The 24,229-nt window shown below is 35.2% G+C and carries 25 protein-coding genes; 20 read left to right on the top strand and 5 right to left on the bottom strand.

The window, feature by feature from the left end; genetic code table 11:
• The first annotated feature begins 115 nt into the window (after positions 1–115).
• The 12 genes from M2373_RS16130 (at position 116) to M2373_RS16075 (ending at position 9,801) form a co-directional block, all read left to right on the top strand.
• Entirely contained in the window at positions 116–910 is a 795-nt protein-coding gene (locus tag M2373_RS16130) for a helix-turn-helix domain-containing protein (protein ID WP_259112079.1), read from the top strand.
• Positions 911–999: 89 nt separating this feature from the next.
• A complete protein-coding gene (locus M2373_RS16125) occupies positions 1,000–1,242 on the top strand; it encodes a hypothetical protein (protein WP_259112078.1) in 243 nt (80 codons plus the stop codon).
• A gap of 410 nt (positions 1,243–1,652) precedes the next feature.
• Entirely contained in the window at positions 1,653–2,555 is a 903-nt protein-coding gene (locus tag M2373_RS16120; protein ID WP_259112077.1) for an NAD(P)H-binding protein, read from the top strand.
• Between the two features lie 169 nt (positions 2,556–2,724).
• The gene (locus M2373_RS16115; RefSeq protein ID WP_259112076.1) at positions 2,725–3,645 is read left to right on the top strand and encodes an AraC family transcriptional regulator; all 921 of its coding nucleotides are present in this window, start codon (positions 2,725–2,727) and stop codon (positions 3,643–3,645) included.
• A gap of 77 nt (positions 3,646–3,722) precedes the next feature.
• Positions 3,723–4,304: a TetR/AcrR family transcriptional regulator gene (locus M2373_RS16110; protein WP_259112075.1), complete on the top strand. Its 582-nt coding sequence runs from the start codon at positions 3,723–3,725 to the stop codon at positions 4,302–4,304.
• 51 nt (positions 4,305–4,355) lie between these two features.
• Positions 4,356–5,150 carry an SDR family NAD(P)-dependent oxidoreductase gene (locus M2373_RS16105; RefSeq protein ID WP_259112074.1) on the top strand — a complete coding sequence of 265 codons (795 nt, stop codon included), beginning with the start codon at positions 4,356–4,358 and terminating at the stop codon, positions 5,148–5,150.
• Positions 5,151–5,332: 182 nt separating this feature from the next.
• Positions 5,333–6,274 carry an RDD family protein gene (locus M2373_RS16100; protein WP_259112073.1) on the top strand — a complete coding sequence of 314 codons (942 nt, stop codon included), beginning with the start codon at positions 5,333–5,335 and terminating at the stop codon, positions 6,272–6,274.
• A 934-nt stretch (positions 6,275–7,208) separates the two neighbouring features.
• Positions 7,209–7,577 (top strand): hypothetical protein, encoded by a 369-nt coding sequence (locus tag M2373_RS16095; protein WP_259112072.1) that lies wholly within the window; start codon positions 7,209–7,211, stop codon positions 7,575–7,577.
• 22 nt (positions 7,578–7,599) lie between these two features.
• Positions 7,600–8,106 carry a hypothetical protein gene (locus tag M2373_RS16090; RefSeq protein ID WP_259112071.1) on the top strand — a complete coding sequence of 169 codons (507 nt, stop codon included), beginning with the start codon at positions 7,600–7,602 and terminating at the stop codon, positions 8,104–8,106.
• A gap of 37 nt (positions 8,107–8,143) precedes the next feature.
• On the top strand, positions 8,144–8,509 hold the full coding sequence (locus tag M2373_RS16085) for a hypothetical protein (RefSeq protein ID WP_259112070.1): 366 nt from the start codon (positions 8,144–8,146) through the stop codon (positions 8,507–8,509).
• A gap of 24 nt (positions 8,510–8,533) precedes the next feature.
• On the top strand, positions 8,534–9,070 hold the full coding sequence (locus M2373_RS16080) for a hypothetical protein (RefSeq protein WP_259112069.1): 537 nt from the start codon (positions 8,534–8,536) through the stop codon (positions 9,068–9,070).
• Positions 9,071–9,267: 197 nt separating this feature from the next.
• Complete coding sequence (locus tag M2373_RS16075) at positions 9,268–9,801, top strand: hypothetical protein (RefSeq protein ID WP_259112068.1); 534 nt, start codon at positions 9,268–9,270, stop codon at positions 9,799–9,801.
• Between the two features lie 99 nt (positions 9,802–9,900).
• Here M2373_RS16075 and M2373_RS16070 read toward each other — a convergent pair whose 3' ends face one another.
• From M2373_RS16070 to M2373_RS16060, 3 genes are all read right to left on the bottom strand, one after another.
• A complete protein-coding gene (locus tag M2373_RS16070; protein WP_259112067.1) occupies positions 9,901–10,827 on the bottom strand; it encodes a malate dehydrogenase in 927 nt (308 codons plus the stop codon).
• 114 nt (positions 10,828–10,941) lie between these two features.
• Entirely contained in the window at positions 10,942–11,493 is a 552-nt protein-coding gene (locus tag M2373_RS16065; RefSeq protein WP_259112066.1) for a biliverdin-producing heme oxygenase, read from the bottom strand.
• A gap of 27 nt (positions 11,494–11,520) precedes the next feature.
• A complete protein-coding gene (locus M2373_RS16060; RefSeq protein WP_259112065.1) occupies positions 11,521–13,713 on the bottom strand; it encodes an ATP-binding protein in 2,193 nt (730 codons plus the stop codon).
• A 380-nt stretch (positions 13,714–14,093) separates the two neighbouring features.
• On the opposite strand from M2373_RS16060, the gene M2373_RS16055 reads away from it, so the two are divergent.
• From M2373_RS16055 to M2373_RS16030, 6 genes are all read left to right on the top strand, one after another.
• Complete coding sequence (locus M2373_RS16055) at positions 14,094–15,143, top strand: linear amide C-N hydrolase (protein WP_259112064.1); 1,050 nt, start codon at positions 14,094–14,096, stop codon at positions 15,141–15,143.
• Between the two features lie 38 nt (positions 15,144–15,181).
• Positions 15,182–16,342: an OprO/OprP family phosphate-selective porin gene (locus M2373_RS16050; protein WP_259112063.1), complete on the top strand. Its 1,161-nt coding sequence runs from the start codon at positions 15,182–15,184 to the stop codon at positions 16,340–16,342.
• A 21-nt stretch (positions 16,343–16,363) separates the two neighbouring features.
• Positions 16,364–17,794 carry an anion permease gene (locus tag M2373_RS16045; protein ID WP_259112062.1) on the top strand — a complete coding sequence of 477 codons (1,431 nt, stop codon included), beginning with the start codon at positions 16,364–16,366 and terminating at the stop codon, positions 17,792–17,794.
• A 126-nt stretch (positions 17,795–17,920) separates the two neighbouring features.
• Positions 17,921–18,577, top strand: a complete 657-nt coding sequence (locus M2373_RS16040; protein WP_259112061.1) for a succinate dehydrogenase cytochrome b subunit — start codon at positions 17,921–17,923, stop codon at positions 18,575–18,577.
• Between the two features lie 12 nt (positions 18,578–18,589).
• Positions 18,590–20,506: a fumarate reductase/succinate dehydrogenase flavoprotein subunit gene (locus tag M2373_RS16035; RefSeq protein WP_259112060.1), complete on the top strand. Its 1,917-nt coding sequence runs from the start codon at positions 18,590–18,592 to the stop codon at positions 20,504–20,506.
• Between the two features lie 151 nt (positions 20,507–20,657).
• Positions 20,658–21,407: a succinate dehydrogenase/fumarate reductase iron-sulfur subunit gene (locus M2373_RS16030; RefSeq protein WP_259112059.1), complete on the top strand. Its 750-nt coding sequence runs from the start codon at positions 20,658–20,660 to the stop codon at positions 21,405–21,407.
• Positions 21,408–21,416: 9 nt separating this feature from the next.
• On the opposite strand, the gene M2373_RS16025 is transcribed toward M2373_RS16030, so the two are convergent.
• Together M2373_RS16025 and M2373_RS16020 are read right to left on the bottom strand one after the other, a co-directional pair.
• On the bottom strand, positions 21,417–22,379 hold the full coding sequence (locus M2373_RS16025; RefSeq protein ID WP_259112058.1) for a hypothetical protein: 963 nt from the start codon (positions 22,377–22,379) through the stop codon (positions 21,417–21,419).
• A gap of 64 nt (positions 22,380–22,443) precedes the next feature.
• Positions 22,444–23,457: a nucleoid-associated protein gene (locus M2373_RS16020; protein ID WP_259112057.1), complete on the bottom strand. Its 1,014-nt coding sequence runs from the start codon at positions 23,455–23,457 to the stop codon at positions 22,444–22,446.
• Positions 23,458–23,661: 204 nt separating this feature from the next.
• Between M2373_RS16020 and M2373_RS16015 the strand changes: the two genes are divergently transcribed.
• Together M2373_RS16015 and M2373_RS16010 are read left to right on the top strand one after the other, a co-directional pair.
• Positions 23,662–23,808 (top strand): hypothetical protein, encoded by a 147-nt coding sequence (locus tag M2373_RS16015; protein WP_259112056.1) that lies wholly within the window; start codon positions 23,662–23,664, stop codon positions 23,806–23,808.
• A 17-nt stretch (positions 23,809–23,825) separates the two neighbouring features.
• On the top strand, positions 23,826–24,182 hold the full coding sequence (locus M2373_RS16010; RefSeq protein ID WP_259112055.1) for a hypothetical protein: 357 nt from the start codon (positions 23,826–23,828) through the stop codon (positions 24,180–24,182).
• Positions 24,183–24,229: the final 47 nt, after the last annotated feature.

Here is a 24,229-nt window from a genome sequence, read left to right as displayed (position 1 = left end):
AATTCGCACAAGTTTTGGAAATTTTAGGAGTTAATTTAAATTTTTAGCGAAAGTTTCCAAGTCTTGAACTTTTGTTTCTTTTGCTTCAAGGCAAAAGAAATTAATTAATAATAAAATGAAATTCAATAACATACAATCCTGTCATTTAGGTCCCGAAATATCACTGGAACAGTTTATTCCTGAGCATTTCTTTTTGTTTTTACTGAAAGGATCGATGGTTTCGTATGATGGATATAAGCATTATTCTATGAAGCCCGGTGATTATTGTATCGCAAGAAAAAATCATCTGGTTCGGTATACAAAATATAAAGAAAGCGGTGGTTTTGAGAAGGTCATTATTGCTTTTGATGAAGCATTTCTAAGAAGATTTCTGGACCGTCATCCTTATCAGGTTGAGCCAACCAACAATAATGACTCTTTTTTATTCATCAATGAAGATCAACTGATTAAAAACTTTATTCAATCTCTGGAGCCTTATTATAATGGAACAGAACAGCTGGATGATGCTTTTGCAGATATCAAACGCGAAGAATTACTGATGATTTTAATTAAGAGCAATCCTGATCTTAAAAATATTTTCTTCAATTTCAGTGTTCCGCATAAAATTGATCTTGAGTTATTTATGAATCATCATTATAAATTCAACATCAGCTTGGAGCGTTTCGCTTTTATGACCGGACGCAGCCTTTCAACTTTTAAAAGGGAATTTAAAGCTATTTTTAACACTTCTCCCGGAAAATGGCTGATAAACAGACGCCTTCAGGAAGCCCATTTCCTTTTGGATAAAGAACATAAAAAGCCATCTGATATTTATATTGATCTAGGGTTTGAGGATCTGTCTCATTTTTCTTTTGTATTTAAAAAACAATATGGAATTTCTCCATCTGAAGTAAGCCCATTCAAATCGTAAATTTTTTCCGTTAAATATTTTAAATCACAATAAAGTGTATTAAAATTTATTTGTATATTAGTAATCAGCAAATTAAAATATTAATCACTATGAAAAATCTAAAGAAACTAGCTAGAAAAGAATTGTCTCTGATCAGCGGAGGCGACACACCTTATGCTCTTTGTGATGTTGATGGCAATTGCCCAAGAACATTCCCCGGGTATTCGACTTACTGCAGTGATGGGATTTGTTACAGAGTTTCCAATGGCGGTGGCGGTGGAAGCCCCGGATGTATGGAACCCCAGCATCTATGCGAATCTTGGGAGACAGGTTGCGGATGTGTTTATATTTAAAAAATTTTTGTTAGATACTTTGAGGGCGGTTTTTCCGCTCTTTTTATTTTTAAACTTATTGGGAAAATCTGCATATTTGAAAAATAAAAGTAATGATTTATGAAAAAAACATAAATTGTCCTGGTAATCATTCCAATTCAAGTTTTTAATGCTCAAGAATCTTCCAAATAGACGATGAGCAAGCATATAAAACCTGGAAAAATAGTAGTGAGGAAGAGTATAATAAATTTTTAAAATGGTATACCATAAAGGAAAATGATATAAAGGTTGATCATTAAAATATTTTTATTTCTGATCAAATTAAATAACAATAGATAATTAATTTGATTTTTTTGGCTACACAAAAAGTAGATTCGGCTACGTCAACATTTTGCACAATCTTGAACTTTGTTTCAACAAAAAAATAAGAAATGAAAATTATTGTAACAGGTTCTTTAGGAAATATCAGTAAGCCATTAACACAGGAACTAATCAGCAAAGGACATGATGTAACTGTAATAAGCAGCAATACTGAAAGACAATCCGACATTGAAAAATTAGGAGCGAAAGCAGCGATCGGTACAATGGAAGATGTAGAATTTTTAACTGAAACTTTCAAAGGAGCGGATATTATTTATGCAATGGAAGCTTTGAATGCAGGAGTATTTTTTAATCATGATATTGATTTTATTAATGCAAATATTCAGATTGCGAAAAATTATAAAATAGCGATTGAAAAATCCGGAGTAAAGAATATTATTCATTTGAGCAGTATCGGGGCTCACATGGAAAGCGGAAACGGAATTTTGAAATTTCATCACGAAGCCGAAAAAGTCTTGAATCAGCTTCCTGATGATGTTTCCATTAAATTCATGCGCCCGGTTGGATTTTACTATAACATGCACTCTTTTATGCCAACCATAAAATCACAGAATTTGATTATTCAAAATTATGGCGGTGATGATAAGGAACCATGGGTTTCACCTTTAGATATTGCTTCTGTCATTGCTGAGGAAATCGAGAAACCTTTTAACGGAAGGCAGATCAGATACATTGCAAGTGAAGAAATTTCACCCAATGAAATTGCAAAAACTCTTGGCGAAGCGATCAGAAATCCCGATCTAAAGTGGCTGGAAATTTCTGATGAAAACCTGCTGAATAATCTAATAAAAGTTGGCATGAATCCCGAAACAGCAAAAGGTTTTGTGGAAATGAACATGGCGAGACGAGGAAACGTTTTGTATGAAGATTATTATAAAAACAGACCAGTTTTAGGAAAAACGAAACTTAAGGATTTTGCAGTAGACTTTGCTAAAATGTATTTTAATCTTTAAATTTCTTTTCTGAAATTCTATAGAATCCTTCGACTGCTTCGCGCTCAGGATGACACAGCTAATACTATCCTTTAGATTGGTCTTTTAAAGGTTCTCAGTCTGTTCAGAGTCGAAAATTTTTATCATCTTTTAAGTTAAAAGTCATTGAAAAATCAATTAACTTTATAGTATGAAACAGCCTATCAGAATCAAAACAATCAGCGAATTTCATCAGTTCCGTGGACTTCCGAAACCTGAACATCCATTGATCAGTGTGATTGATTACAGTACAATCAGTCATGATGTTGATGTGAAAGAGTTGAGCTGGGTTCTTGATTTTTATTCAATTTCAGCAAAAAGAACTTCCAATGCCAAAATAACCTATGGCCAGCAGGAATATGATTTTGATGAAGGGATGATGTTTTTTATGGCTCCGGGGCAGGTTTTCAGTGTAACTATTGACCCCGATCCAAATGTACGGGCACAACATACGGGATGGATTTTACTTATTCATCCCGATTTTTTCTGGAATACTTCTTTAGCCAAAAAAATAAGACAATATGAATTTTTTGATTATTCTGTCAACGAAGCTTTATTTCTTTCCGAAAAAGAAGAAAATACCATTTACAGTATTATCGAAAACATTCAACAGGAATATCATTCTAATATTGATAAATTTAGCCAAAACATCATTATTTCGCAAACAGAAACTTTATTGAACTATGCTGAACGTTTTTATCAGCGACAGTTTATTACACGAAAAATTTCCAATCATAAAATCCTTGATTCATTAGAAAAGTTATTAACGGATTATTTTAATAATGAAGATTTAATTACAAAAGGCCTTCCTTCTGTACAATTTGTGGCAGATCAGTTAAATGTTTCTCCAAGTTATTTAACCGGACTTTTAAAAGTCTTAACGGGACAAAGCACCCAACAGCATATTCATGAAAAACTGATCGAAAAAGCTAAGGAAAAACTATCTACCACTCCACTATCAATCAGTGAAATTGCCTATGAACTGGGCTTCGAACATCCTCAGTCGTTCAGTAAATTATTTAAAAATAAAACGAAAATTTCACCTCTCGAATTCAGGCAGACTTTTAACTAAAAATTCCATTTTTACAGCCAATATTTTAACGATTAAAATATTTTCTTTATTTTTGTATCGATCATTACAAAAATAAAATGAGAGGAAGACCCAACATTCACGACAACTCGGAACTGATTCAGAAAGCACAGGATATTTTTTGGAAAAAAGGGTATACGGCAACTTCTTTGAACGATCTTTTGACCATTACAGGAGCGGGAAGCGGAAGTTTTTACAATACTTTTAAAGGCGGAAAAAAACAGGTTTTCAAAGAAGCACTCAACCAAAGAAGACAGCTTTTTGATGAATTTAAAAACGAACTGGAAAAAAGTGAATCTCCAATTGAGCTGATTAAAGCTTTTTTCAGAAATATAGCTTTTGAAGATCAGACATCCCATATGAAGGGCTGCATCATCGCAAACACGGTTGTAGAAATGGCCTATATTGATGATGAACTGGAAAATGAGGCCATACAAATTCTCCAAGAAGTTGAGGAAATGTACACGGAGGCCATCCGAAAAGCTCAGAAAAAAGGAGATCTGAAAAATACAGCCGAAGCTTCTGTACTAGGCAAATACCTCATCACTTTCTGGTGTGGTCTGAATACATTAAGAAGAATGTATCCTGACAAAAAAGTACTTTCTCAACAAATAGAAATGCAATTGGCTGTTCTCAGCTAATTTTTTTATCCATTTTTGGATTGATCATTACAAAAATAAAATTTAATTAGAATGAATTTAGAATTAACATCAAAAAAAGCTTTTATCAGTGGTTCTACCCAAGGTATTGGATTTGCCATTGCTCAACAATTATTGGAAGAAGGTGCAGAAGTAATCATCAATGGCAGACAAAAAGACAAAACTGAAAAAGCTGTTCTACAATTGCAGCAACAGTTTCCCAACGCAAAAGTTACCGGACTTGCAGCAGATTTTTCTAAAAAAGAACAGATAAATAATTTACTTGAACAGCTGAATGATATTGACATTTTAATTAATAATGTCGGAATTTTCGAACTGAAAGATTTTGAAACCATCTCTGATGAAGACTGGCATCATATTTTTGAGGTGAATGTAATGAGTGCCGTTAAATTATCAAGACAGCTTTTCTCTAAAATGCTGGCGAAAAACTGGGGAAGAATTATTTTCATCAGCAGTGAATCGGGTGTAAATATTCCCGGAAATATGATCCATTACGGAGTAACAAAAGCATCGATGATGGCGATCAGCAATGGATTGTCTAAATTGACGAAAGGAACCGGGGTTACCGTAAATACGATTCTCGGCGGACCAACGTATTCTGATGGCGTTGCAGGAACTGTGGAACATTTTGCAAAGCTTCAAAATATCAGTATTGATCAGATGAAAGCCGCTATTGTTCAGCAAACCAATCCTGATTCTTTATTACAAAGGTTTATTGAGCCTAAAGAAATAGCCAATCTTGCAGCTTATCTTTCAAGCCCGTTATCGATTGCTACGAATGGTGCGAGTTTGAGAGCGGATGGCGGAGTTTTGAAAACTATACTTTAATTGTAGGCTTGGAGGTGGGAAGCCGGAAGTTTCTGATATATAAAAATAGCCAGCTAACAATAGCGTCCTCCCTCCATTACCAAAATCTGAAAAAAACTTTAATTAACCCTCTATTAAGACTTTATTTTATAGGTACAGGATTAGAAATTGATTATTTTTGAGATCTAATTTTATAATTAATCATGGAAAACAATCTGATATTGTCAAAATTCTGGACAAGAATCTGGGCAATGCTTCTCGATTCTCTCATACTTGGAATTTTCGGATATATTTTAGGACTTATTTTCAATACTTTTTTTATTTCTCTCGGCGAAAATGCAAAAATCATTGGCTGGATCATTTCATTACTTTACCTGACTTTATTAAATTCTAAAATAAATAATGGACAGACCTTAGGAAAAAAAATCATGAAAATTCAGGTGGTGAATATTCATGGGCATTTGATCAGTCTGAAAACCTCATTCATAAGAGCTTTAGTCTATACAACTCCTTTTTTCCTTAATGGTTTTAAAATCAAAGGCATCTCATTATTCTCTCCAGTTACCGTTATTCAGGGAATGATCATTTTCACAGTGGGCCTGGGCATTATTGTTTTTTATATCTTTAACAAAACAACCAGACAGTCTCTTCATGATATTGCAGCAAAAACATATGTCGTTAAAATGCAGAGAAGTGAAGATATTTCTTTTATGCCAAAAATTGAAAAACTACCCTACTACATTACAGGAGGTATTTTTCTGCTGATAGTATGCGGATCCGTTTACAGTTTAAACAGCAATTCCACACTTACCAAGCTTGTTCCCATGTATGAAGAAATACTTCAGCAGGATCATGTAACAAACGCTTCTGTATCTATGAATCCATTAATTGGAGGGAACAAGGAAAATAAACATTACACCTACACCGTTAGAATCAACATTGATGAAATTCCGCAGGACCAAAGCATCAGTAATCCTGAGCTTCAGGAGACTGTGAAAGCTTTTATCAAAAGTTCTGCTTACGAATCTGACCAGGATATTTTAAACGTAATGGTGGTTTCAGGATACAATATCGGAATTGCTTCAAAATATCAGTCTTTCAATTTTTTTAAGCCCATCTCCGAGTGGAAAAAAGATTTTAAATAATTTCGTCTGCAACTGCCCAGATTGATCATAAATATTAAAACCTAGAATAAATTTAAAGAAGAAATCAGCAACAGGAAATTAAAATAGCAAGCATTTAAAAATGGGCATAATCAGTATTTTAAAAATTACGTCCGTTATATCTTACTGTTTTATATTTCTGATGGGAATGATAATTCCTGTTCTATTCTTTCTATGGCTTATTGTAGCTGTTTTTTCATCTGGAATTACAGATCAGGTGTTTGCAATATTGGGAATTATCGGAATTATTTTAAATTTCGTGAGTTGGAAGCATGATCTTTTAAAATCGGCAATAAGTTTTATCTTAATACTTTCACCTATCGTAAGCCGACTATTACAAATACCGTTAAAAGAGTTTAACTACTTTGGTTTTACACTTCCTTTATTTATTTTTATCTTTTCTTATTTCACATTTATTATCTTAAAGCTTATAAAGAAATGATGCTTTTCCAATAGAAAGAAATCCTTGAGATAAAATATCATAACAAAATCACTTCTATTTTAGATAGCTAACAAAATTTCTGAAATAAAAACCACAAACATCACTTTTTTGTGAAAAAAAATTAGACTTTATAGCAATATAAAGTCTTTATGATGTATAAAAACCTTATTTCTTATTTAATTTTTAAACAATAAACAATTGCTATTCATTGCATTGCATAATTAAGAAACCAATAAAACTTAATTTTTATCACTTTTTGTTGAAATATATAGTATTTTATTTATTTTTATGCCAACCAAAACATTATACTTAACTATGAAAAAACATATTTGCATTTTATTCCATGTTTCTTCGTGAGTTCCTGGCTCAGATGATACAGTTTGTTTTTATCAATTAAAACTTTATTCATATTCCAAGATATTATAAAATCTAAATTCTACATTTTATAATATCGCAAACCCAACATTAATATCTATGAAAAAAACATTTTTTTTAGCTATTGCATGCTTTATTATCACAACATCATGCAATAATGAAAGCATCCAGACAGTAAATCAGGAAAATCAGACTGCTGAAGCTGTTCAGAATTTTAAACGTGCCATCATCACCGTGAATAACTCGAAAGACCTTCCGGTAACTGATGGAAAGCTCAATACCGAATATCAGTCCTTCCAGATGAGCGAACAGAGAAAAGACATTCTTCTACCTGCTGCAAAGCATCTTATTAAATCTACAGGAGTAAAGGAGGAGCAAATTGAAAAGGCAACCAAAGGGGATAAAACAAAGACCATTCTATGGGCCATGGAAATTTTCCAGAACAACTACAAAAACGCTTCTTTATAACCTTTATCCTAACAGAATTCTTATGAAAAAAATATCACTATTCCTTTTATTATTAATCGGAACTATCGCATACGCTCAGGCAGGAGCTATTACCATCTATAATTTCTCAGCATACAATGTTACGTACAGACTGGTAGGTTCTCAACTCAATGCCTTTAATATTGACTGTCAGCCGGTGGTTACAGGTTATCCTGTGGCTCCTTTAGCTCCTTCAAGCTCTGTAACTTATCCAACATATAATTCCAGTTATCTGCAAACCCCTGCTATCAACGAATGGTATGTAATCTCGGACGAAAATAGTATTCCAAGCCAGAATTATAATGTATCAACAGGAGCTACCATTCCACCACAACTTTCAAATCTTACAGCGTGGCATACCATCGATCTTAACTTTTCAAACGGCGGATTCATCAACCTGGGTGTACATTGTGGAGGTGGCGGTACCGGGATATTTAGCGGAGCAACCACAGGTAATATAACAGCAACATGGAACGCTCTGGGAAATAATGTCATAGTATTCATTAACTAATTGTATCATAAAAACTACAGGCTAAATTTAAATAACTATGAAAAAAACTTTTTTGTTTGCAGTTGCATGCTTCTTTGCTATGACTTCATGCAGTAATGAAAGTATTCCGGCTATGGCTCAGGAAAATCAAACGGCTGAAGCTGTTCAGAATTTTAAGAAGGCAATCATTACCTTCAACAATGCTAAAGATATTCCTATGTTTGAGAAAAAACGCAAGAATGTCCCGTTCCCAGAAATGAGTGAACAAAGAAAAGACATTCTCCTTCCTGCCGCGAAAGACCTTATCAAGTCAACAGGAATAAAAGAGGAGCAAATCGAAAAAACAACCCATGGTGATAAAGCAAAAATGATTGCATGGGCAATGGAAATTTTCCAGGACAGTTATCCAAATTCTTCTCTTTAATCTTTATGCTTTAACAAAATTTACATGAAAAAAATCTCATTATTCCTTTTATTATTAATCGGAACTATCGCATACGCTCAGAGCGGGACAATGACGATCTATAACTTTTCTTCACAAAGTGTCAATTTAAGACTCGTAGGTACGAACGACAACACGCAGCCTATTGACTGCCAACCCATCGTTCAAGGGATTTCCGCCACGCCATTACCACCATCAAGCATGGTAACGTATTCTCAATACAATACGAGCCATACACCAGTGCCTATTACAGCTCCACATATCAATGAATGGGCTGTTATTTCTGAAGCTATTGGAATTCCCGGTCAGACTTACAATACTTCTGCAGGAGTTATGATAAGCCCCGCAATCACCAATGTAACTTCTTGGCAATCTATTGATTTAAATTTTGCTAACGGTGAATTTTTACAGCTTGGAAGAGACTGTGGATTTGTTAACAGTGGCAATGGAGGCTTCAATGACAGCACACCAACCGGTATCACCGCAACATGGAACTACGTTGGAAATCCTACTAGCGGCAATGTTGTCGTATTTATTAATTAATATACTTTATTAACTATCAAAATGAAGACAGAATTTTATAGTTCTGTCTTTTTTTGTTCTTAAATAATTGATTTAGAAATAAATTCAAGACATTAAAAAATTAATCATTTTATTTGACCATATCGTTTTCTGTTATGGTTTTCCGTAATAATCTAACATCATCATTTTTTAGTTTTAAATAACTATAAAAAATGATAATGAATAAAAGACATAGTTTAAAAAAGGGAATTATTTTATTAGTTTTATTAAGCTGTAATAAAAATCAGAAAGAAAATAAATCAGTAACAACTTCAGCAGATAGCATTTCAATTATAGATTATAATACACATAAATATAGTATGGAAGTATCAAAGCATCAACTAAAGTCTGAATATGACAACAGTAAAATTAAGAAAATTGACAGTAAAGAAGAAGCCAGAAGTGATGGCAATTTTAATCAAATGACACTTTTCGAAGTTGATAAAGATATTAGTTCGGAACAATTAAAAGACTATTGCCTAACTGCCAAACCTGAATATAATAATGGTTATTTCCAAATTTTAGTTTTCTTTAAAAAACCAAATTCAGCAAGATTCCCTGATAATCCCTTAACCGGAATGTATATCGAAGAAAGTGATTTGAAAAATATAAAAGCAACTTATACAATTAATAATATCAACGGCTACAGCAAGCTGGATTATTATGAAAATAATAACTGGGAAAGTTTAGTACAAACGATTGACATAAATTAATTTCTTTTACTCAAGGGAATAGTCAAGAACTTGAATAGATAAAGTATAAAAAAGCCTGAAAATTAAATTTCAGGCTCTATCTATATATTAAGTTTTTAATTAAAACTTCAAATCCCCATTCACTTCTCTTACCGCTTTAGCAGCTTCAGCAAATTTCAACTGCTCGTCAGCAGTAAGGGTAACGTTTACGATTTTTTCTACACCATTTGCTCCGATAATAGCAGGAACACCTAGGCAGATATCATTTTGTCCATATTCTCCTTCAAGCATTAGAGAACAAGGGATCATTTTCTTTTGGTCGCAAGCAATTGCCTGTACCATTACAGACACAGCAGCACCTGGAGCATACCAAGCAGAAGTTCCTAATAATTTAGTAAGCGTAGCACCACCTACTTTAGTTTCTTCGATAACATATTTTTGTTGTTCGTCATCTAAGAACTCAGTTACAGGAACACCGTTTCTTGTCGCCTTGCTCAATAGAGGAAGCATCCCCGTATCACTGTGAGCAGCGATTACCATTCCGTCTACGTCAGAAATTGGAGCTTCTAAAGCCTCCGCCAATCTGTATTTGAATCTTGCAGAATCTAAAGCACCACCCATTCCGATGATTTTGTGCTTAGGAAGACCTGAAGTTTTGTGTACCAAATATGCCATAGTATCCATTGGGTTAGAAACCACAATAATGATCACTTCCGGAGAATGTTTTACCAAGTTGGCAGTAACGTCTTTTACGATTCCTGCGTTGATCCCGATTAATTCTTCTCTTGTCATTCCCGGTTTTCTTGGAATTCCTGAAGTAATAACCGCTACATGAGAACCTGCAGTTTTGCTGTAATCTCCTGTTGTTCCGGTAATTTTTGTATCGAATCCGTTAAGAGATGCTGTCTGCATCAAATCCATTGCTTTACCTTCAGCAAATCCTTCTTTAATGTCTACTAAAACTACTTCTGAACAGAAGTTTTTCATTGCGATGTATTCTGCACAGCTAGCTCCTACAGCGCCTGCTCCTACTACAGTTACTTTCATTTTGATTTATTTTTTAAATTATTCGTTTAAGTTTAGTTTACAATTGAAACAGCCCAAATTTAACAATTCCTGAAAAATTGGGCAATCTTTCAGGAATTTTAATTATAAAGTGTATTAATTAACGTTTAATAAGAACGTATATAGCTTTTTAGCGCCGGACAATACTTCGTTGTAGTTTTCCTCTTTTACTTCAGTATCCAGAACTTCTTTGAAGCTTTTCCACATAGGCCCTGTATTTTCCTGATAACATCCGAAGAAATTAAATGTTACGTTATCAAATCCTTCTGTTTTAGAAAGCTGCTTAGCAATTACATTCCCTCCCAGAGTAGAACCTTCGATCACATACATGGCTCCCAAAGCCTCATTTTCATTATCAAATTCAAGAGTATGAGAGGCAGCCTGATTTTCTAAAGCCAGACTTTCAAGATCTTTTTCTATAAGAGGAAGCTTTTTTCTGTCCGTTAACTGAAGTTTATCAGAAAACTTATCTGCAAGACTGCTGAAAATTTTGTCTTCAGAGTGAAGAAGCATCAAATAGTTGGTATGGATGATTTTTTTATAGTCTTCTAAAGTGAAAGTTCTGCTAAAGATTTTTTCAGAACTAAATAATTTCTCAGCCGCATCGTGAAACTCAGCAGTATTTTGTTTAAGATATTCTGATACCATAATAAGGTTTTAAAAAGTTTCCCAAATTTAAGGTTTTTTAAACGTTAAAATGAAACTTGTCCCCTCTTTATTGCTATTATAATCAACATTTCCACCAATTCTTTTCATAATTCGGTGTACGATGGATAATCCTACTCCATTTCCTTTAAATTTTTTCGCATTATCCATTCTGTTGAAAATTTTAAACATCTTATATTTTTCCTCTTCGGGAATTCCTATTCCGTTATCAGAAATTCTGTAAATAATCGTCTGTCCGTCTTCTGTACCTTCAATTTCAACTCTGGGTTGCTCGCTTTGTGAAGAATATTTAACCGCATTGTTGATGATATTTAAAAAGACCTGGTGAAGCATAGTTTTATCCGCTAAAACATCAGGACAATCTTTGATAATAATTTCACTTCTCGGACTGTCAAAAGTAATTTTTGCGTTTTCGGAGATCTTTTGAATGGTTTTAATAGTTTCAATATTCTCCAGCTCAATTTCGCTATGTTTTGCGCGGCTCAGCTGTAAAACGTCATGCATCATTTCTGCCATATTATCAATCTCTTCAATAATGGAGTTGATTTTATTTTTACTTTTTTCAGAGCCGTCTGTAAGACTGTTCAATAACATCTGAGCATTCAGCTTCATCACCGTTAAAGGAGTTCCCAAATCATGTGAAATGGTATATGAAAAACTGTCCAGCTCTTCATTCACCTGCTTAAGCTCATCATTAAGCCTTTTGATGGTAATATAATTTTTATGGGAAGTTTCAAGAATAAGATCACGCACAGCCTGTACTGCAGCGATATTTCTTGAATTCCACCGCTTTGAATTTCCTTTGATATTTTCTGTAAACAGATGAAAAGAAGTTCTTGGCGAGACAATTTGCTTCTCCTCACCGTTTTGAGAAAATACACCTATTTTCTTCTCTGGATTTCCGGCCCAGTTGATATGTTCATCAAATTCTTTTCGGAACCATATCAACATTTCATTTTTACTCTTTTCAACAAAATAAATAATGATTCCGGCACTGTTCTCATCCAAGCGAAGCGTTTCGCCATAATTTTTCAGAAAACTTCTGTTGGAATAAACAACCTCATCGGTATTTTCATGAGCCCAGTCGACGATTCTTTTAATCATTTCATTGTCCGGAACGATCCCTTCTGTCACAATATTTTCATCTGAAACAATGGCTAAACCATCAGCTTCAGGAAGATCTTTGATTTCAGCTTTATTTTCGACCAAAGAATCAAATAGACTGTTATGTTTTAAAAATTCTGATTTAAGCTGTGAAGATACTTCATTAAGCTCCAGTCGGTAGTTCAATTCTTTTTTAGACTTAAAAGAAGAATAGGCATTGGATGCCAGGGCAGTAAAAATTCCAGCCTGCACTCTGTCTTCAAGATCTATATGTTTAGGTTCAGAATTCTGGCAGGTTACCAGCCCCCAGAGATGATCATCAATAATGATAGAAACACTAAAGCTCGAAGAAGCTCCCGAGTTTTTAATATACTGCCCATGAATAGGCGACATAGCACGCGTTGCCGTAAAAGTAAGATCAATAGGTTTACTGCTTTTACTCAGCACCGGAACAGTTTCTGCGTACACATTACTGAAAATTCTTTTTCTTTTTTTGAGATAGAGTTCACGGGCCTGTCTCGGAATATCTGATTCCGGGTAATGCAGCCCAAGATAACTTTCCATATTATCATCTCTTTTCTCAGCGATCACCTTTCCCGAGCCGTCCATCATGAATTTATAGACCATCATCCGGTCATAATTCACAATTTTGGAAAGCGTACTTAAAAGCTGATCCCAAAGCTCCTGTTCGTCATCAATGATGTAGAAATTATCGTACTTATTGGATATCCTTTTGTTAGGATTGGTTGAAACACCTTCAAACTCCAGAAAGATATTTTTACCACTTCTGAAAACCGAGAAATGATATTCCTTATCCTTGATAACAATTTTATCAAAATACGTTTCATTTTCTCGTCTTGCGAAATTATTGAGCGAATTGTAAATGTCTGACTGTATAATGTCCTGAAAACTTTCAGGAAAATCCGTAATCTTCTTATCGAAAAGCTGTTCGGTGTTTTCGATCGTAAAAATATCCTTAATATTCTGACTAAAAAAAGCTATGGAATGAGATATTGCATCGATGCCAATAAGATATCCAAAACTTTGTATATAGCCCGGAATATGGATGGGCTCTTCATGACATTCTACAAAATTCATATATTACTTTGATGTATCAAATATAACGAATTTTTTAAAGCAATATTACTTTGTGGTATCAAATCTTAAAAGTGTTAAAACACGCGCCATTCGGTAGATACGTAGAGAAAATACATCTTTTTTCAGGCAAAAAATCATTTCAATTTTTAACATTTAAATGCTGTTTTATTTATAATATACGGAAATTCCAACGATTTTCAATGCAAAATTTTGTAAATGTGATTATTAGCATGAATTGAATATTAATTTTTAAAAAATTTATGTTAATTAAACAAAATTAGTTAAATTTATATCACCAAATATTGAAAACCATTAAAAATCATTAAAATATTCTTGTTAGAAATTCAATATAAAAATTCACCTAACTTAAAAATATTATTATGAAAAATTTCCCCTCAATTCTTTTTTCTTTTATTCTGTCATTAGGAGTTTGGAGTGAATATGAAGCCTGTACAAGGGTCGTCTACAAAGGTCCTGAAAACACCGTGATCACTGCCCGATCCATGGACTGGCGAGATGAGATTCCTGCTAACTTGTGGATTCTTCCAAAAGGGATCGAAAGAACCGGAGAAGTCGGGTCTCTTTCTGAGAAATGGAAATCCAGATACGGAAGTATTGTGAGTACTTCATGGGATATCGCCTCTTCAGACGGAATGAATGAAAAAGGTCTGGTAGCCAATCTTCTCTGGCTGGGAGAATCTCAATATCCAAAATTCAATCCGAAAGGCAAACAAAAAGGGATTGCCATTTCTCTATGGGCTCAATATTTTCTTGATAATTTTGCCACAGTAAAAGAAGCTGTGGAATATGCACAAAAAGAAACTTTCGCTATTGTAAGCGATTATATTCCGGGAACAGAAAGATTTACAACCATTCATCTTTCGCTTTCTGATGCTTCAGGAGACAATGCCGTTTTTGAATATATTAACGGGAAATTAGTCATTCATCATTCTCCGGAATATACTGTGATGACCAATTCTCCGGTTTTCAACGAGCAATTGGCTTTAAATAATTATTGGAAAGGTATTCCGGGAACGGTAATGCTTCCGGGTACCAACCGTGCTGCAGACCGTTTTGTAAGAGCCTCTTATTACATCAATGCAATTCCACAGACTTCAGATCCGAGAACGGCTGTAGCAAGTGTTTTCAGCGTGATCAGAAACTGTTCTGTTCCTTATGGAATTTCTTCAGAAACCGAACCTAATATTTCATCTACAAGATGGCGCTCAGTTTCCGATCAGAAAAACCTGGTCTACTATTTTGAGACCGTTTTTACTCCCAACACCTTCTGGGTAGATCTTAAAGACTTTGATTTAAGCTCAAAAGGAAAAGTGATGAAACTGGATCTAAGTAATTTTCAGACTTACAACGGAAAATCAAATAAAGATTTCAAAGAATCAAAGCCTTTTAAATTTTTAGGGCTTAATTAAATTCAAAAAAATATTTCGTTCATTAAAACACAACCACTATGACCTTTTTTTCAACAAAAAAGAGCAATCTTTTATTTTGCTTTATGCTGTTTTCGTTATCAGTTCGTGCACAAATACCGGATTCTCTACAATCCAAACAACAGGAGGAAGATCATGTAAAATATCCTCAACTTCAGATAAAAGGTCTATTTCAGGCACGCTATCTGGTCGGGATGACAAAAGATGTAGATGTAAACGGGCTTCATCATTCGGATGAATCCGGAACCAGTAATAATTTTATGGTAAAATACATGAGAGTGCAGGTCCGGGCTCAGATCAGTAAACGGACTGAAGTGGTAGCGCTTGCCAATTTAGCAGACTTTAAAAATGACCCCAAATCAAGAGTTCTGGAAAATGCTTATTTAAAATACACCTTCAATCCGAAATTAGCCTTTACAGTAGGACAGTTCAGACCATGGTTCGGAATTGAAGAAACCTACCCGATCGATATTATTAAATCTCTGGACTGGTCTAATCAGTATACCGAATTCGGAAAATTGGGATGGACCAGTTTTCAGATCGGACTTTCTGCAACCGGACAGCTGGAATTAGGTAAAATCCCCTTTCAATATGCTGTTTCTGTCGTGAATGGAAACGGAAAAAACCAAGTGAATGATAACGATAACGGAAAGCAGTATTCCACCAGGCTAGTTTTTGGTCTGGTAAAAAAATATAACCTGAACCTTGGTCTAAATGGGGGAATCGGAGAAGTTTTCGGCAAGAAAATTTATGCTGTGGGAGTCGACTTAAATTCACTCGTCAATTTTGATCCGAGATGGAGTCTGGATATGCAGCTGGAAGCTAAACAGGCCACCAATCATCCGTTGTATTTTGCTGTAGCTCCGGAGTTAAGACCTTCAAATCCTGATGAATATTTGATTCGTGGCGCTTATTTCTTACCCAATTTACGGTACGAGATCAATCATAAAAACCTGAGTGCTTTTGAACTTTCATGCCGTTATGAATATCTGGATACCAATTTCAGATTAAACTCCAATCCGAGACAGACGATCACTCCTATGTTCGGACTTGAGTTCTTAAAAAATTACGGTGCCAGAATCCAGCTGGGTGTTCAGTTTGACCGATATAAATACCAGGTAGAAAATACATCACAATACGATAATAATTTATTCATTGTTCAGGTACAGAGTAGATTTTAAACATAAAAAAAACAAACTATTATGAAAGAAATTAATATTAGAAATGTAGCGATAACCTTTGCTGTCGCGCTCATTATATGGTTTATTCCTGTACCGGAAGGAGTAACCGAAAATGCCTGGCATCTTTTTGCTATTTTTGCAGCGACTATTTTAGGAATTATCCTAAAAGCTGCCCCGATGGGAACGATGTGTATGATGGCAATCGGGTTCACTGCACTTACACAGGTTGTCGCCCCTGGCGATGGAGGAAAATCAATCACAAAAGCACTTTCCGGATTTGGAGATAAAGTGATCTGGCTGATCGGGATTTCGTTCTTTATCGCAAGAGGATTTATCAAAACAGGTTTGGGAAACAGAATTGCTTTTTTATTCATCAGAATTTTTGGAAAAAGCTCTCTGGGACTGGCATATGGATTAGGACTGGCTGATGTCTGTTTAGCCCCGGCTATTCCAAGTAATACAGCCAGAGGTGGTGGTATTATTTATCCGATTATGAAATCTATGGCCATCAGTTTCGATTCTGTTCCTGATAAACCGGAAACACATAGAAAATTAGGCTCTTATTTAACATTAAACAGTTATTATATGAACCTCATCGCATCTTCCATGTTTCTTACAGGAACGGCGAGTAATCCGATGTGTCAGAAATTTGCAGCGAATCTGGGCATAAATATTACCTGGATGTCCTGGGCTGCCGCGGGTTTTGTTCCTGGATTGGTCGCTTTCTTTGTAGTGCCTTTAGTGTTATACAAATTATATCCGCCAGAATTAAAGAAAACAGGTGATGCTCCGAAAATGGCGGCTCAAAAATTAAAAGAAATGGGACCAATTTCTAAAAATGAATGGCTGATGTTATTGGCATTCTTCATTCTATTGGGACTTTGGATTTTCGGTGGCGCGCTGTCTATTGATGCAACCACAACGGCTTTCATTGGCTTAACTTTGCTTTTATTAACCTCAGTATTAACCTGGGAAGACGTAAAATCTGAAAAAGGAGCCTGGGACACTATCGTTTGGTTTGCGGTATTGGTAATGATGGCCAGTTCTCTCAATGAATTGGGATTCATCGGATGGTTCAGTGATCTGATTAAAGTTAAAATCGGGCATATGACCTGGACGGTTGCTTTTCCCGTGATTATACTCGTATACTTTTTCAGCCACTATATTTTCGCGAGTGCAACAGCTCACGTTGCAGCCATGTATGCCGCTTTACTGGGAGTTGGCGTAGCAGTCGGAATTCCTCCGATGCTGCTGGCTATGATGCTTGGTTTCTTAGGTTCAATTTATGGAGTACTGACGCATTACGGTCACGGTCCTGCACCTGTATTTTTCGGAAGCGGATATGTCGACTTAAAAGCATGGTGGCTCCGAGGACTTGAAATCGGAATTGTCCTGTTGATCATTTACATGGGAGTCGGTGGACTTTGGATGAAAGTTTTAGGATATTATTAAAACGGAAGCTCGAAGCACGAGGCTGGAGGCTGGAAGTTTATGAAAAATGCTGTTAATATACGTTAATAAACCTCCAGCTTCCCTCCTCCAACCTCCATTTCTAATTTAACACAAAAATCAAAAAACATGCTGTCAACCTTATCAAGAAAAATGCTGATGTGTCTTACAGGACTTTTCCTGAGCTTCTTTCTGCTGATTCATTTCTTGGGCAATCTCCAGCTTTTTTTACCACAGGAGCAGGCACATCTCCAGTTTAATGCATATTCGCATTTTCTGTCGGGAAATATTGTGATTAAAATCGTTTCCTATGTTTTGTATGCGAGTATTATTCTTCATGCTTTAGATGGTTTAATAATCACCTTAAAAAATAAAAAATCAGGAGCCAACTATCAATCCGACAGACGCGGAAGAGCCAGTAAATGGTATTCCAGAAATATGGGGATTTTAGGAACTTTGTTATTAATTTTCCAGGTGATCCATTTTCAGAATTTCTGGTATATCTATAAATTCGGAAACCCTCCTTTAGACAATAATGGAAATAAAGATCTGTACATTCTGGTGGTCACTGTCTTCAAAGAATGGTGGTACGTTGTTATTTATGTCATTTCGATGATTGCTTTGTGTTATCATTTGATTCATGGAATTTACAGCGCTGTCAGAACCCTGGGATTATTTCATCCCAAGTTTGTACAATGGTTTAAAACTGTTGGAATCGCTTATTCAATCATCATCAGTGTTGGATTTGCCTTAATGCCGGTTTATGTATTCTTCACGTACCGTTAAATTGAAAAAATCATGATTTTAAATTCAAAAATACCGGAAGGATCCCTCGATAAAAAATGGGAAAACTATAAAAAAACAGCCAAGCTTGTCAATCCTGCCAACCGAAAAAAATTAGACATCATCGTTGTCGGGACCGGATTAGCGGGAAGCTCCATTGCCGCTTCACTGGGTGAAATGGGCTATAATGTAAAATCATTCTGTTTTCAGGACAGCCCGAGAAGAGCACATTCCGTAGCTGCACAAGGCGGTGTAAATGCTGCCAAAAATTATAAAAATGATGGTGACAGTGTCTACAGAATGTTTGTTGACACCCTGAAGGGCGGAGATTTCAGAGCCCGTGAAGCTAACGTATACCGTATGGCAGAATGTTCTCTGAACCTCATCGACCAGGCCGTTGCACAAGGCGTTCCATTTGGGAGAGAATACGGAGGTTATCTGAACAACCGTTCTTTTGGAGGGGTTCAGGTGAGCCGGACTTTCTATGCAAGAGGACAGACCGGACAGCAATTGCTTTTGGGTGCTTATCAGGCATTGATGCGACAAGTTGGAAAGAAAAGCGTGCAGTTATTTTCAAGACACGAAATGCTGGATTTAGTGATGATAGACGGAAAAGCCAGAGGAATTATCGTCAGAAATTTAGATACCGGAGAAATTGAAAGGCATGCCGCCCACGCTGTTATTCTGGCAACAGGCGGGTATGGAAAAATCTACTACTTATCTACTTTAGCAATGGGCTGTAATGGTTCTGCGATTTGGAGAGCACATAAAAAAGGCGCACTAATGGCTTCTCCGAGCTGGATTCAGGTGCATCCTACTTCACTGCCACAATCCGGAGATTATCAGTCGAAATTAACCTTGATGTCTGAATCTTTGCGAAATGATGGCAGAATCTGGGTTCCTTTAAATGAAAATGAAACCAGAAAGCCCAATGATATCCTGGAAAATGAAAGAGATTATTATCTGGAAAGACGATATCCTGCTTTTGGAAATTTAGCACCAAGAGATATTTCTTCGAGAGCTGCCAAAGAAAGAATAGATGCAGGCTTCGGAATCGGTCCTTTAAAAAATGCGGTCTATCTTGATTTTTCTAAAGCTATTAAAGAGCAGGGAAAAGAAAAAATTCAGGAGAAATATGGAAATTTATTTGACATGTATCTTAAAATTACAGGATATGATGCGTATCAGGAGCCGATGATGATCTCGCCTTCTGCACACTTTTCGATGGGCGGGCTTTGGGTAGATTATGAATTAATGACTACTATTCCCGGATTATTTGCATTAGGTGAAGCTAATTTTGCTGATCATGGTGCGAATCGACTGGGTGCAAATTCTTTACTTCAGGCTTCTGTTGATGGGTATTTTATCGCGCCCTACACGATTGCAAATTATTTAGCTCAGGAAATTCATACCGGAAAAATTTCAACGGATGATATAGAATTTGAAAAAGCCGAAAGTCACGTAAAACAACAGATTGAAAATTTCATCCACATTAAGGGAACAAAAACAGTGGATTACTTTCATAAAACCTTAGGGAAATTACTCTACGATTATTGTGGTTTAGCCCGAAATGAAGCGGGGCTAAAATTTGCCATCGAAGAAATCAGAAAGTTGAAAAATGAGTTTTATAAAGACGTCAAAGTTTCCGGACAAGGCAACACAATGAATACCGAACTCGAAAAAGCAGGTCGTGTAGCCGATTATTTTGAAATTGGTGAACTGATGTGTTACGATGCTTTAACCCGAAACGAATCTTGTGGTGCCCATTTTCGCGAAGAATATCAAACTCCGGATGGAGAGGCATTGAGGAATGATGCTGAATTTCAGTTCATCTCAGCCTGGGCCTGGACCGGAGAAAATAATGAACCGGAATTGATTAAAGAACCTTTGATTTTTGAACAAATACAACCGACGGTAAGAAGTTATAAATAAAAATATTTTAAATGTAGGATTGTAAAAACCTTTTGACAAGCTCAGGATGACAATCTAATACTATATGCTAAATTAATATATAACTATCCACAGGGTCAGGCTGAGCTTGTCGAAGAATTTTATTAAAAACCATTATCAAAACACAAAAATTATGGATTTACATCTGAAAATATGGAGACAGAAAGACCACCAGAGCGAAGGAAAACTGGTGAATTATGATTTGACAGCATTGAATCCTCACATGTCTTTCCTTGAAATGCTGGACACTTTAAATGAGAAATTAATCGTTGAAGGCGATGAACCCGTAGAATTCGATCACGACTGTCGTGAAGGGATCTGCGGACAATGCGGAATGATGATCAACGGATTGGCTCACGGACCGTTGGAACACACGACAACCTGTCAGCTTCATTTACGTTCTTTTAAAGATGGAGAAACCGTTTTAATAGAGCCTTTCCGGGCTGAAGCCTTTCCCGTAAAAAGAGATTTAAAAGTTGACCGCTCTGCATTTGACAGGATTATTTCTTCAGGTGGATTTGTTTCTGTAAATACAGGACAGGCTCCCGATGCAACAGCCATTGCAGTTACGCATCAAACTGCCGAAGAAGCCTTTGATTCTGCGGCATGTATTGGTTGTGGTGCGTGTGTTGCAACCTGTAAAAACGGAAGTGCAGCGTTATTTACTTCAGCAAAAATCACCCATATGGTTTTGCTTCCACAAGGAAAAGAAGAACGAAGCAACCGCGTTTTGAATATGGTAAAGCAAATGGATTCCGAGCATTTTGGGCACTGTTCCAATACCGAGGCCTGTGAAGTTGAATGTCCACAAGGAATTTCTGTATTAAATATCGCAAGAATGAATTATGAATATAGCAGAGCTTTGTTTTTTAGGAAGAAGTAATATTTTAATTTAATTCATCCTCGGAATTGTAATTTTCGAAGGATTATTTTCATCATACATAATCTCGATTTTACCTTGTCTGGGAACAGAAGCCAAATCCAGAAGATTAACTATTTTCTTGAAAACTGTAATATGTTCTTTACCCTTAAAATCTTTAAAACTCACCTGAAACATAATCTGAGGTTGATCATTCACCGTTAAACCCGTTTGACTTACGCTGATAATTTCGGCCTCGGCATTTCTTCCGGCAAAAAGAATGCGTTCTTCTTTTGTTTTCTTAAAAAACTTTCCGACAATCATTTGATAGACGAAAATGGTCAATAAAAACATCACTCCACTGAAAATAATCGGATGCATGAAAGTCAGAAACCGCCATCCAAAATCAAAGGATTCTGTTGTGTAGAAATAGTAATACAGTCCAATAACGTAAGCGATCATAAAAACCACAAACAAAATTCTTAAGACCATTCCGACAGGATTAAATTTGGTCTGTTGGCCGCTTAAAATAAAATAAGGTTCTTCCGATATATCCGGATTCAATAAAACTTTAACTATTTTGCCAGCATCAAATCTCTTTTCCTGAGGTTTAATATCATGAAAAAGTAGCTCATGTTCAATCAAAACATTCCTCAAATTCTGAAAAGAAAGTTTGATCTGAATGGCATTGATGTTCGATTTAGCATTATATTTTATCAATTGATAATCAATAATTTTCGCGTCTCTCGGTGTTCCGTTTTTGAGAATATTACTGATCGTATTTTTAGCTTTAAAAGTTTTTACGAAAAGATTATTGATGAAAAATATAATCACATACAACCATACTAAAACAGAAAAACCAAGATAAATATAGCTGACAATCAGCGAATTTCTTGGTTCTAAAAGCGTTTCCGAAGTTGCCATATAAATGATAATTGGAAACGGTATGCAGAAAAACAACATATAAAGCGCCCAGAAAATGATCATGAACTTCATAACGAATATTTTGTGATTGGTTATAAAGTTATCATTTTATTAATTAACCGGGCAATTCTATAGTTTAAACTTCTTTATCGAAATACAACATATAATATTTCCCTTTTTCATCTTCTCCCGTAGCCAGTTTCTGACGATCTCCATGGATGTAGATGTGGAAATTTTTATCTAATTTAATAATGCTCTTGAAATGTCTCTGAGTCTTCTTAACAGCCGCTTCACTGATCGGGAATTCCTCAGCAATATTGATCTGCATATCCTGCTCATAATCTGTTTTAAAATTATTAAAACTTTCAATTACATGCTCATCTCCCAATACTTCCGTTGCAAATTCATCTAATTTAAACTCTTCTTTTTCTTTAAAGAAATTGATTGATTTATTTAAAAAATCTGCCTGATCTGCCTTCGAAACTTCAAATTCCTGAGGTAGCTGTTTTGTGATATAATCTTTATACACCATCAATGCTTCCTGGGTGTGGAAATATTCATCATCACGCTGTTTTACTTTTAAGAAATCTTCGAACCAGTAATACATATCTCCGTTTTTGTTGTTATCAACCACAGAAAGTACATACCCCGTTTCTTTATCATTATTATAGATTAAAGCAGCCTTATCAATTTTCGACAAGCCGATTCCCTGATCTTTTTCGATATCAAAAGTTTCCTGATTAGGAGAAATTTTAAGGAAAGATTCTCTTTTTTCAGTTTTGAAAATTCCGATTTTATCCACTCTTTCTGTGCCTTCTCTTTCGTCTTCAAAATATACGATAAATAATTCTCCACCCTGAACTCTTGGATTTTCAGCAGCTTCAAAAAGGTGTTTTGCAATATTTTCAGATTCCCAAAGAAATTTGGCTTTATCATCAAAAATTTCAGATACAGAACTGAAAACAGCATTATTAACCAAATAGGTATCACTGTAAAAATGGAATGTTTCTTCCGATTTAAAAGATCCTAAAAAGTAATCTTCAAGCAATTCTGCCATTCCTTCTTCCAACTGCAACTCTTCCTGAGAAAGCGTTAAAGATTCTCCGTTGATTTTATTTCCGACTCTGTGTACTACGATTTTTGAAAACATCTTAAATATTTTGGATTGCAAAGATATTAATTATCTCAGAGAATCAGCAGTATTTCATTCTGATAAAAACCTTATCATTTTGACATGATTTTTTTATTTAAAATTTAAATAAAAATAAAATAAACCACTATAAAACAATCAATTAAATCAAAACAACCTCTAAAGGAATACTATTTGGCATTATGATTCTCAAAACATATGAAAATGGACTTAAAAACATTAAACCGCCTTGATACACTAAGAAGATTAAAAAGTAAAGGTCCGGAAACTCCGAAATGGCTGAAATCCTACAAAATGTTGGCATTAGCTGTCGTATTAATGCTGATCTGGTTCTTTTTTCAAAAAATTTAAAACATAATTATTTAAATATGAATTATTTAGAAGCTGTTCAGGAAATCTCTGATGTTGTTCCCGATATTCAAAACGAACTCACAGAGAATAAGACTCAAAACTCTTATTATGTCATCCAGACTTTTACCAATTGTATAAAAAATATGATTCGACAGAATGACAGGAATGTTTTATTTAAAAGTTTGGATAAGATGGGCAAAATTTACAAAAATGGTGATCAGTTATTAAAAAATGCTGTAGAAAACACTTTTATCTATTCCTTGGATGGTGTAATGGTTTTTTGCAGCCAGGAATTCAGAAAAGTAATATTCAGTCATCTTTCTGAAGATTTGCTGAAAATATATGCCAAGCAGATCTACACCCATGGCACATAAAATTTTTATTACATTTTTTGTCCGTTTTATTACAAATGAACTAAAAT

This window comes from Chryseobacterium sp. JUb7 (assembly GCF_024806495.1).
Taxonomy (GTDB): Bacteria; Bacteroidota; Bacteroidia; order Flavobacteriales; family Weeksellaceae; genus Chryseobacterium.
This window is presented reverse-complemented; position numbering and strand designations above follow the sequence as displayed.

Bases quoted from the DNA above. Each gene is read 5' to 3' on its own strand.
- M2373_RS16130 (WP_259112079.1), top strand. From the start codon at position 116: ATGAAATTCAATAACATACAATCCTGTCATTTAGGTCCCGAAATATCA.
- M2373_RS16125 (WP_259112078.1), top strand. From the start codon at position 1,000: ATGAAAAATCTAAAGAAACTAGCTAGAAAAGAATTGTCTCTGATCAGC.
- M2373_RS16120 (WP_259112077.1), top strand. From the start codon at position 1,653: ATGAAAATTATTGTAACAGGTTCTTTAGGAAATATCAGTAAGCCATTA.
- M2373_RS16115 (WP_259112076.1), top strand. From the start codon at position 2,725: ATGAAACAGCCTATCAGAATCAAAACAATCAGCGAATTTCATCAGTTC.
- M2373_RS16110 (WP_259112075.1), top strand. From the start codon at position 3,723: ATGAGAGGAAGACCCAACATTCACGACAACTCGGAACTGATTCAGAAA.
- M2373_RS16105 (WP_259112074.1), top strand. From the start codon at position 4,356: ATGAATTTAGAATTAACATCAAAAAAAGCTTTTATCAGTGGTTCTACC.
- M2373_RS16100 (WP_259112073.1), top strand. From the start codon at position 5,333: ATGGAAAACAATCTGATATTGTCAAAATTCTGGACAAGAATCTGGGCA.
- M2373_RS16095 (WP_259112072.1), top strand. From the start codon at position 7,209: ATGAAAAAAACATTTTTTTTAGCTATTGCATGCTTTATTATCACAACA.
- M2373_RS16090 (WP_259112071.1), top strand. From the start codon at position 7,600: ATGAAAAAAATATCACTATTCCTTTTATTATTAATCGGAACTATCGCA.
- M2373_RS16085 (WP_259112070.1), top strand. From the start codon at position 8,144: ATGAAAAAAACTTTTTTGTTTGCAGTTGCATGCTTCTTTGCTATGACT.
- M2373_RS16080 (WP_259112069.1), top strand. From the start codon at position 8,534: ATGAAAAAAATCTCATTATTCCTTTTATTATTAATCGGAACTATCGCA.
- M2373_RS16075 (WP_259112068.1), top strand. From the start codon at position 9,268: ATGAATAAAAGACATAGTTTAAAAAAGGGAATTATTTTATTAGTTTTA.
- M2373_RS16070 (WP_259112067.1), bottom strand. From the start codon at position 10,827: ATGAAAGTAACTGTAGTAGGAGCAGGCGCTGTAGGAGCTAGCTGTGCA.
- M2373_RS16065 (WP_259112066.1), bottom strand. From the start codon at position 11,493: ATGGTATCAGAATATCTTAAACAAAATACTGCTGAGTTTCACGATGCG.
- M2373_RS16060 (WP_259112065.1), bottom strand. From the start codon at position 13,713: ATGAATTTTGTAGAATGTCATGAAGAGCCCATCCATATTCCGGGCTAT.
- M2373_RS16055 (WP_259112064.1), top strand. From the start codon at position 14,094: ATGAAAAATTTCCCCTCAATTCTTTTTTCTTTTATTCTGTCATTAGGA.
- M2373_RS16050 (WP_259112063.1), top strand. From the start codon at position 15,182: ATGACCTTTTTTTCAACAAAAAAGAGCAATCTTTTATTTTGCTTTATG.
- M2373_RS16045 (WP_259112062.1), top strand. From the start codon at position 16,364: ATGAAAGAAATTAATATTAGAAATGTAGCGATAACCTTTGCTGTCGCG.
- M2373_RS16040 (WP_259112061.1), top strand. From the start codon at position 17,921: ATGCTGTCAACCTTATCAAGAAAAATGCTGATGTGTCTTACAGGACTT.
- M2373_RS16035 (WP_259112060.1), top strand. From the start codon at position 18,590: ATGATTTTAAATTCAAAAATACCGGAAGGATCCCTCGATAAAAAATGG.
- M2373_RS16030 (WP_259112059.1), top strand. From the start codon at position 20,658: ATGGATTTACATCTGAAAATATGGAGACAGAAAGACCACCAGAGCGAA.
- M2373_RS16025 (WP_259112058.1), bottom strand. From the start codon at position 22,379: ATGAAGTTCATGATCATTTTCTGGGCGCTTTATATGTTGTTTTTCTGC.
- M2373_RS16020 (WP_259112057.1), bottom strand. From the start codon at position 23,457: ATGTTTTCAAAAATCGTAGTACACAGAGTCGGAAATAAAATCAACGGA.
- M2373_RS16015 (WP_259112056.1), top strand. From the start codon at position 23,662: ATGGACTTAAAAACATTAAACCGCCTTGATACACTAAGAAGATTAAAA.
- M2373_RS16010 (WP_259112055.1), top strand. From the start codon at position 23,826: ATGAATTATTTAGAAGCTGTTCAGGAAATCTCTGATGTTGTTCCCGAT.